This is a genomic window from Alteromonas sp. ALT199 (assembly GCF_018619335.1).
Classification (GTDB): domain Bacteria; phylum Pseudomonadota; class Gammaproteobacteria; order Enterobacterales; family Alteromonadaceae; genus Alteromonas.
Genome location: NZ_JAHHDX010000040.1, coordinates 1 through 2,205 on the forward strand (window position 1 = coordinate 1; position 2,205 = coordinate 2,205).

A 2,205-nucleotide genomic window follows, 5' to 3' on the forward strand; every position below is an offset into this window, starting at 1 on the left:
GTATCTACCTTCGATACCGATTTCTTTTTAGTTAAAGATAACAAACTAAAAGATGCGATTTCTGCGCTTAACAAAGCTGGTTACTCGGTAAGCGAGGACAATTAACCTCGTGAATACTAAGCAGCTGCAATACCCGCCAGACAGTTTTGCAAAGCAATTTATTACCTTAAGCCCGTTTACAGGGCAAGTTGCTTCACTTACAGATGTTAACGACCCTTTTTTTCAAAAGGGGTTTATGGGCCCTGGTGCTGCAATAAGCTCTAATTCAAACATCGTGGTTTCGCCTTTTGCTGGCAAAGTTTTAAGCGTTTCACCGCTAGATTACGCTATCGACATTCAGTCTACCGCTGGTCTTAAATGCAAAATTAAATACGGCGGCGATACAACTCATCTTAATGGCGCACAGTTTGTCAGCTCGTTAAAGCCGGGCGAGCAAATTAAACCCAAACAGGTACTTTTTACTGTAAATGCCGCTTGGCTAAAACAGCGCGGTGTAAACAACACCTGTGCGCTCACCTTACTTAATGCGCAGGCGCTTATCGGTGTACTGCCTACGCACCAAAAATTTGTAGAAGCCGGTGAAGATACACTTCTAACACTCTATCTATAACTTCATCCTTAACCTAAACATAGGCTTTCATCTTCAAAAACCATCGCGAGCGAGTTTAACAACGTATCAACTACTTGTATGATGTAGCAAACAAGAAAAGTCGACAGCTGAAATACTGTTGGTGCTCAAGACGCGTTTAGCGCTTTTCTTCTCATGCACCGGCATAAATACTGGACTTACTGGCACGCTAGCAGCTGTCTCATCATCAATTAACAACAAAGTAGTACGGAATAAATAACCATGAGCACAATCCTTTATGGGATCCCAAACTGTGACACCATCAAAAAAGCCAAGAAATGGTTAGCAGACAACAATATCGCCTTCACCTTTCACGACTACCGCAAAGAAGGTATCGACAACGATTTCCTTGTACGCGCTGAATCTGAGCTTGGCTGGGAAGCGATGTTAAACAAACGGGGAACAACCTTCCGCCAGCTTGAAGAACAAGAGAAGGCGAGCTTAGATAAAAGCAAAGCGCTTGCCTTGCTTGAGCTTCACCCCGCTATAGTTAAACGCCCTATTCTTTTTCACGACAACGCGTTTCACATTGGGTTTAAGCCTGCACAGTATGAGGAAATATTTTGTTAAACGACTCTGTTATTGAAATTGCCAAGCAATTAATAAACCGTCGCTCTGTAACGCCAGAAGATGCAGGCTGCCAAGAAGCCATGGGGGAATTTTTAGGCGCATTAGGGTTTGATAATGAAACCATGGTGTTTGAAGACACCACTAACCTTTGGTCTCGCCGCGGCAAAGAAGGGCCTGTATTTTGTTTTGCTGGTCATACCGATGTGGTGCCTAGCGGCCCAGAATCGGCGTGGAAAACGCCCCCTTTTACCGCGACAGAAGTTGATGGCTATTTGCACGGTCGCGGCGCTGCCGACATGAAAGGCAGCCTTGCTGCTATGTTAGTCGCCACCCGCGAATTTGTGAACAAGTACCCAGATCACAAGGGAAGCATTGCCTACCTGATTACCAGCGACGAAGAAGGCCCGTTTATTAATGGTACTACACGCGTTATCGACACCCTAGAAGCGCGAAATGAAAAGATTGACTGGTGTATTGTTGGTGAGCCATCTTCAACAGACGAAGTAGGTGATATTGTTAAAAATGGACGTAGAGGCTCATTAACTGGTGATTTAGTGGTAAAAGGTGTGCAAGGTCACGTTGCTTACCCTCACCTAGCTAACAACCCTGTGCACAGCGCCATGGCAGCCCTTGATGAATTAGCAAAATCACACTGGGATAACGGCAACGACTTCTTCCCGCCTACCAGCTTCCAGATTTCAAATATTCACGCAGGTACAGGTGCGGGCAACGTGATCCCTGGCGAACTTCACGTTTGCTTCAACTTCCGTTTTTCAACAGAAGTGACCGACCAACTTCTTATTGAACGTGTCACCGCTATTTTAGACGCCCACAATTTTGAGTACGAGATAAACTGGACCTTTAATGGACAACCATTTTTGACCGATACAGGCGCGCTATTAGACGCAACCCAAGGTGCGATTGCAGCAGTTAAAGGTACACCAACGGTACTCTCTACTGCCGGCGGCACATCTGATGGCCGCTTTATTGCGCCTACGGGAGCACAG

At 45.8% G+C, this 2,205-nt stretch carries 3 protein-coding genes; all 3 read left to right on the forward strand.

What is annotated here, in order from left to right; genetic code table 11:
- Window positions 1–109 precede the first annotated feature (109 nt).
- Window positions 110–610, forward strand: a complete 501-nt coding sequence (locus KL866_RS04305) for a PTS glucose transporter subunit IIA (protein WP_025254810.1) — start codon at window positions 110–112, stop codon at window positions 608–610.
- Between the two features lie 240 nt (window positions 611–850).
- Entirely contained in the window at window positions 851–1,198 is a 348-nt protein-coding gene (locus tag KL866_RS04310; protein WP_214993616.1) for an ArsC family reductase, read from the forward strand.
- On the forward strand, window positions 1,192–2,205 hold a 1,014-nt coding region (dapE, locus tag KL866_RS04315), incomplete at its 3' end, for a succinyl-diaminopimelate desuccinylase (protein WP_251139828.1). The genes KL866_RS04310 and dapE, both read left to right, overlap by 7 nt.